The organism is Amycolatopsis sp. SID8362 (assembly GCF_010550475.1).
In the GTDB taxonomy this organism is placed as follows: domain Bacteria; phylum Actinomycetota; class Actinomycetes; order Mycobacteriales; family Pseudonocardiaceae; genus Amycolatopsis; species Amycolatopsis eburnea.
The window spans coordinates 1-6,113 of the sequence record NZ_JAAGNB010001113.1 but is presented as its reverse complement, the minus strand read 5'-3'; the positions used below and the strand labels follow the sequence as shown (position 1 = coordinate 6,113).

At 72.0% G+C, this 6,113-nt stretch carries 7 protein-coding genes; 4 read left to right on the top strand and 3 right to left on the bottom strand.

What is annotated here, in order from left to right; all coding sequences use genetic code 11:
- Together G3I65_RS34960 and G3I65_RS34955 are read left to right on the top strand one after the other, a co-directional pair.
- The coding region (locus G3I65_RS34960) for an FAD-dependent oxidoreductase (protein WP_160699888.1) at nucleotides 1-524 on the top strand (524 nt) is incomplete at its 5' end.
- 90 nt (nucleotides 525-614) lie between these two features.
- Nucleotides 615-2,009, top strand: a complete 1,395-nt coding sequence (locus G3I65_RS34955) for a BNR repeat-containing protein (RefSeq protein WP_160699887.1) — start codon at nucleotides 615-617, stop codon at nucleotides 2,007-2,009.
- 3 nt (nucleotides 2,010-2,012) lie between these two features.
- On the opposite strand, the gene glmS is transcribed toward G3I65_RS34955, so the two are convergent.
- Both glmS and G3I65_RS34945 read right to left on the bottom strand, forming a co-directional pair.
- On the bottom strand, nucleotides 2,013-3,833 hold the full coding sequence (gene glmS / locus G3I65_RS34950) for a glutamine--fructose-6-phosphate transaminase (isomerizing) (RefSeq protein ID WP_160699886.1): 1,821 nt from the start codon (nucleotides 3,831-3,833) through the stop codon (nucleotides 2,013-2,015).
- Between the two features lie 13 nt (nucleotides 3,834-3,846).
- Complete coding sequence (locus G3I65_RS34945; protein ID WP_086864105.1) at nucleotides 3,847-4,119, bottom strand: hypothetical protein; 273 nt, start codon at nucleotides 4,117-4,119, stop codon at nucleotides 3,847-3,849.
- A 94-nt stretch (nucleotides 4,120-4,213) separates the two neighbouring features.
- Between G3I65_RS34945 and G3I65_RS34940 the strand changes: the two genes are divergently transcribed.
- On the top strand, nucleotides 4,214-4,942 hold the full coding sequence (locus tag G3I65_RS34940) for a class I SAM-dependent methyltransferase (protein WP_309235883.1): 729 nt from the start codon (nucleotides 4,214-4,216) through the stop codon (nucleotides 4,940-4,942).
- Here G3I65_RS34940 and dapA read toward each other — a convergent pair whose 3' ends face one another.
- Nucleotides 4,943-5,773, bottom strand: a complete 831-nt coding sequence (gene dapA / locus G3I65_RS34935) for a 4-hydroxy-tetrahydrodipicolinate synthase (RefSeq protein ID WP_160699885.1) — start codon at nucleotides 5,771-5,773, stop codon at nucleotides 4,943-4,945.
- Nucleotides 5,774-5,847: 74 nt separating this feature from the next.
- Here dapA and G3I65_RS34930 point away from each other — a divergent pair.
- The coding region (locus G3I65_RS34930) for a LysR family transcriptional regulator (RefSeq protein ID WP_160699884.1) at nucleotides 5,848-6,113 on the top strand (266 nt) is incomplete at its 3' end.

Sequence of the window (6,113 nt, the reverse complement as noted above, 5' to 3'; positions counted from 1 at the left end):
TCGCCGGGGTGCGGCTCGAAACCGGCGAGGTGCTGCCCGCCGACGTCGCCGTCGTGGCGTTCGGCGCCGCGCCGGCGACGGAGTGGCTGGCGGGCAGCGGCGTGCTGTGCGACAACGGCGTGGTCTGCGACTCCCGGTGCCGCGCCGCCGAGGGGATCTACGCGGCGGGCGACGTCGCCCGCTGGCACCACGAACGGCTCGATGTGCTGCTGCGGCTGGAAAACCGGACCAACGCCACCGAGCAGGCGGTCGCGGTCGCCGGGAACGTCCTTGGCGAGGACCGCCCGTACACGCCGGTGCCGTACTTCTGGACGAACCAGTTCGACGCCCGGATCCACGTGCACGGCACCCCGGCCGCGGACGCCGAGGTGTCCATTGTGGAAGGTGACCCGGCGGACGGCCGGTTCGTCGCCCGCTACCACCGGGGCGGCCGCGTCGTCGGCGTGCTCGGCTGGAACATGCCGAAGCAGGCCCGGCTGCGGAGGCAGGAGATCGACGGCGTGACGCTCGCCGGGCGGCCCTGAACCGGAAAACCCACCATCTGCCGGTTGACGGCGCCCGGGTCCCGCCCGATCCTTGTTCACGTTAACACGGCAGGCGGAAAGGGCGGGGTCATGGCGAAGAGAGCGCTTTCCCGGATCCTCGGCGTGCTGGCGGCCGCGGTAATCCCGCTGCTGCCCGCCACGCCGGCCGAGGCCGCGGTGGCCGCGGTCAAGATCGGGGACACCCAGCTCGACCCGGCGGCGCTGTACTTCGTCTCCTACGACGGGCTGGTGAACAACGACTCCTTCCAGCAGAGCGGCATCTTCAGCTACGCCGGCTACCAGTACGCGGCCTGGTACACCGCGGACCGCAGCGCCGTGCTCGCCCGGCGGCCCGCGGCCGGTGCGTGGCAGACCCTCGTGCTGCCGCACAAGCTCACCGTCGACGACTCGCACAACGTGATCTCGATGGGCGTTTCGCCGGAAGACGGCCGCCTGCACGTGGCCATGGACACCCACGGCAACCAGGTCTACTACACCGGATCCGAGGCGGGCCTGCTCTCGTCGCCGTCCTCGCACGCGTGGACGGCGTCGGCGTTCGGCCCGGTGCAGCGCACCCTGGACGGCGTCGACCTCGGCGCGATCACCTACCCGCAGTTCGTCGTCACGCCGGAACGGAAACTGCAGCTCAGCTACCGGACCGGCGGGTCCGGCAACGGCGTCAACGAACTCGCCGAGTACAGCGGCGGCAGCTGGCGCAAGCTCGGGAAGTGGACGTCGGCGACCGGCTCGTGGACCTCCGGCAACGGCGTGACCAGCACGACCCGCAACATGTACCTGCACGGCCTGACCTACGGACCCGGCGGCCGGCTGCACGCGGCGTTCACCTGGCGCGAGGGCAACACCGGGGTGCTGTGCAACGCCGGTGGTCTCGCCAACCACGACACCGGGTACGTCTACAGCGACGACCGCGGCCGGAGCTGGCGGACCAGCTCCGGCGCGGCCGTCACGACGCCGGTGTCGGTGAGCACGCCCGGCACGGTCGTCGACCCGCTCGGCGTCGACCACGGCCTGATGAACCAGGAGAGCCAGGCCGTCGACTCCGCCGGGCAGCCGCATGTCGTGATCAGCTACGTGCCCGGCCGCTTCACCCAGTGCGTCACGGACTATTCGGCGCAGCGCAAGCAGTACGGCCGCACGTTCTTCCTCAGCCGGGCGGCCGGCGGCACCTGGACCAAGCGCGAGGTCCCGGTGGCGCCGGAATCGACCCAGCGCACGAAGCTCGTGTTCGACCGCGCCGACAACGCCTACCTGGTGATGCCCTACGGCCGGATCGTCGCGGCGACGAAGGCGAGCGGGTGGACCGACTGGAAAACGGTGTACACCCCGGACCTGCGTGCCTTCGGCGAAGTCGACGTCGACGACTCCCGGCTAGCCACCGACGGCGTGCTTTCCGTGATGTACCAGCAGGTTTCGACCGGGACGACGCCGTCGCCGATCCGGGTGGCCGACTTCCGGCTGGGCTGAGGCTCACTCCACGGTGACCGACTTGGCCAGGTTGCGCGGCTTGTCGATGTCGTAGCCCAGGCTGAGCGCGGCGTGGTAGGCGAGCAGCTGCAACGGGATCGTGAGCAGGATCGGGTCGAGCTCCGGCTCGGTCTTCGGCACCACGATCCGCGGCACGTCGAGCTCGCCGAAGTCGACGTCCTCGTGCGTCACGGCCAGCACCGCGCCGCCGCGGGCCTTGATCTGCTGCACGGCGGCCAGGTTCCGGTCGGTCAGCTCGTCCGCGGGCACGATGGCGACGGTCGGGAGCGCGGCGTCGATCAGGGCGAGCGGGCCGTGCTTGAGCTCGGACGTCTGGTACGCCTCGGCGTGGCGGTAGGAGATCTCCTTGAACTTCTGCGCGCCCTCCCGCGCCACCGGGTAGCCCCGGACGCGGCCGACGAAGAACAGGCTGTTCGCGGTGGCGAACTCCTTCGCGTGCTCGGCGATGCGCGGGCCGTCGTCCAAAATGGACTTGATCTGGCCGGGCATGGCGCGCAGTGCGTCGATGATCCGCTGTCCGTCCGCATTGGACAGGTCGCGGACGCGGCCGAGGGCCAGTGCGATCAGCGCGAAACCGATCGCCATGTTGGTGAGCGCCTTGGTCGAGGCGACCGCGATCTCGGGGCCGGCGTGCAGGTACACGCCGCCGTCGCAGGCGCGGGCGATGGTCGAGCCGACGACGTTGACCAGGCCGACCACGCGGCCGCCCTTGCGCTTGATCTCTTCGACGGCGAAGGCGGTGTCGATCGTCTCGCCGGACTGGCTGACCGCGATGTAGAGGGTGTCGGCCTCGATGATCGGGTTGCGGTAGCGGAACTCCGACGCGGCCTCGGCGTCGGCCGGGATCCGCGCCAGCTCCTCGATCATCGTCGCGCCGACCTGGCCGGCGTAGTAGGCGGACCCGCACCCGAGGATCTTCACGCGGCTGAACCCGCGCAGCTCCCGCGGCGTCAGGTTGAGCCCGTCGAGGCGCGCGACGCCGAACCGGTCGTCGAGCCGGCCGCGGATGATCCGCTCGACGGATTCGGGCTGCTCCTGGATTTCCTTGGCCATGTAGTGCGGGTAGCCGCCCAGGTCGAGGTCCTCGGCGGCGATGTCGATCTCGGTGGCGGGCTTGGTGGTGTCGCTCTCGTCGACGGTGAAGGTCCGGTAGCCGGCGGCGAAGACGGTCGCGAACTCGCCGTCGTCGAGGTGCGCGACCTGCGAGGTGTGCCGGACCAGCGCGGCGAGGTCGCTGGCGACGAACATCTCCCGCTCGCCGACGCCGATGATCAGCGGCGACCCGTTGCGCGCGATGACCAGCCGGTCCGGGTGCTCGCTGTCGGTGACGGCGATCGCGTACGTGCCGGTGATCCGCGAGACCGCCTCGACCACGGCGTCTTCGAGGGTGTCCGCGTTCGAGCGGGCGATCAGGTGGGCGAGGACCTCGGTGTCGGTCTCGGAGGTGAGGGTGACCCCGGCGTCGGCGAGCTGCGCGCGCAGGGCGTCGGCGTTGTCGATGATCCCGTTGTGGACGACGCAGATCCGGCCGTCCTCGGAGGTGTGCGGGTGGGCGTTGGCCTCGGACGCGGGCCCGTGCGTGGCCCACCGCGTGTGCCCGATGCCGACCTTGCCGGTGAGGCGCTTGGGCAGCGCGGCGGCGAGGTTGCGCACCCGGCCCACGACCCGGTGGACCTGGGCGTTCTTCGCGCCGAGCACGGCGATCCCGGCCGAGTCGTAGCCGCGGTACTCCAGCCGCGTCAGGCCTTCGAGCAGGATGGGGGCGGCGTTCTGGCCACCGATGTAGCCGACGATTCCGCACATGGGAGAACCTCTTCTAGCCGTAGACGATGCGGCGCAGCTGCCGCTCGGACAACGCGGGCGCGGCGACGAGGCGCCCGCGGAGCTCGGCGGCGATGAGCGGGAAGATCTCGGGATTCTTCCGCCCTTCGGCCTGCAGCTCGGTGTGCCGCCGCCGGACGTAGGCCTCGGTGGGCGTCCGGTAGAAGGCGAGGACGTCGTCGACGACCCGAGCGGCGACCCCGGGCGGGAGCCCGGTGGACGCGGCGACGCGTTCGACGATCTCGGTGTCCGGCACGTCGGCCATCATGCACCGCGGGCGTCGTGAACCCCAAATTCTTGCCCGAAATCGGGCAAGTTCAAATGGTTGGACAGTTTCGGGCGCCGGGTCGAAGGTGGAAGACGTGCGCCAAGAAGACCTCTGGGACGTCGAGACCGCCGACCGCTACGACACCCCGGGCCGCGGCGTCTTCGCCCCCGAGGTCGTGGAGCCCGTCGTGACCCGCCTCGCTTCGCTGGCCGAGGGCGGCCGGGTCCTGGAGTTCGCGATCGGCACCGGCCGCGTGGCCGTCCCGCTGGCGGCGCGCGGGATCTCCGTCACCGGCATCGAGCTGTCCCGCCCGATGCTCGCCAAGCTGGCGGAGAAGGCCGCGATCCCGGTGGTCGTCGGTGACATGGCGACCGCCACGGCGCCGGGCCGCTACTCGCTGGTCTACCTGGTCTACAACACGATCGGGAACCTGCTCACCCAGGACGAGCAGGTGGCGTGCTTCCGCAACGCCGCCCGCCACCTGGATCCCGGCGGCCGGTTCGTGATCGAGCTGATGGTGCCGGAGCTGCGGCGGCTCCCGCCGGGCCAGGACGCCGTCGTCTTCGGTGCCGAGCCCGGGTACCTCGGCGTGGACACCTACGACACCGTGCGCCAGCACCTGGTGTCGCACCACTTCACGTTCGGCGAGGGCCGCCAGGCGCGGCTGGGCCGGTGCCCGCAGCGCTACATCTGGCCGGCCGAGCTGGACCTGATGGGGCGGCTGGCGGGCTTCGAGCTGGAGTCCCGGCACGCGGACTGGGCGGGAGCCGAGTTCACGGCGAAGTCGCCGTCGCACGTCTCGGTGTACCGGCTGCCCCGCTGATCAGGCGGCTTCGACCAGGGGGAGCCGCACGGCCGCGTGCGGGAGGACACCGCGCCGGACCAGTTCCGCCTTGGCCGCCGCCGTACCCGGTCCGTGGTGCATGACGGCGTCGACCAGCGGGTTGAGCGCGTACTGGAGGCGCCGGGCCGACTCCAGGTCGCCGTCGCGCACCGCCCGGACGAGGGCCGCGGTCCGGTCCGGCACGACGTTGGCCACCACGCTGACCAGGCCCGTCGCGCCGCACGCGAGGTATGGGAGGTTCAGCTCGTCGATGCCGCAGTAGTACGCCAGGGACGTGCTCGCCATGACGGTCATCGCCTCGAACAGGTCGCCCTTCGCGTCCTTCACCGCGCGGATGCGGGGGTGGGCGGCGAGCTCGATCAGGGTCTCCGGGGTCATCGCGATGCCGGCCCGCGCGGGGACGTCGTAGAGCATCACCGGCAGCCCGGTGGCGTCGGCGACGGCAAGGCAGTGGGCGCGCACGCCCGCCTGCGTCGGCCGCGAGTAGTAGGGGCAGACGAGCAGCAGCCCGTCCGCGCCGGCCGCCTCGGCGTCCCGCGCGCGGCGGATGCTCGCGGCCGTGTCGTAGGTGCCGACACCGGCGATCACCCTGGCGCGGCCGCCGGTCCGGGCCACCACGCTCCGGACGAGCCCGGCGGACTCGGCCGCGCTCAACGTCGGGGACTCGCCGGTGGTCCCGCCGACGACCAGGCCGTCGGCCCCGCCGGCGAGCAGGTGGTCGACGAGCCGGGTGAGGCCGGGTTCGCTGAGCGCCCCGCCGGGCTCCATCGGGGTGACCATCGCGACGAGGTGGGCGCCGAAGTTCGTCATGGCGTCGACCCTGCCCGCCCGCGACTGGTGCGGTCCAGCGATGCTTTTTTGCCGGTACTGCGTAGCCTGGCTTCATGATCGAGGTCGGTGCGCTGCGGGCGCTGCGTGCGGTGGCGGCCCTCGGGACGCTGGCCAAGGCGGCCGAGGAGCTGGGGTTCACGGCGTCGGCGGTGTCGCAGCAGCTCAAGCGGCTGGAACGCCAGGTGGGCGTGCCGGTGCTGGCGCCGGCGGGCCGCGGGGTCGTGCTGACCCCGGCCGGCGAGGCGATCGCCGGCTCGGCACCCGAGGTGTTCCAGGCACTGGAGCGCTGCGCGGAAGCGGCCCGCTCGGTGGCGGACGG

Bases quoted from the DNA above. Each gene is read 5' to 3' on its own strand.
- glmS (WP_160699886.1), bottom strand. From the start codon at position 3,833: ATGTGCGGAATCGTCGGCTACATCGGTGGCCAGAACGCCGCCCCCATC.
- dapA (WP_160699885.1), bottom strand. From the start codon at position 5,773: ATGACGAACTTCGGCGCCCACCTCGTCGCGATGGTCACCCCGATGGAG.
- G3I65_RS34955 (WP_160699887.1), top strand. From the start codon at position 615: ATGGCGAAGAGAGCGCTTTCCCGGATCCTCGGCGTGCTGGCGGCCGCG.
- G3I65_RS34945 (WP_086864105.1), bottom strand. From the start codon at position 4,119: ATGATGGCCGACGTGCCGGACACCGAGATCGTCGAACGCGTCGCCGCG.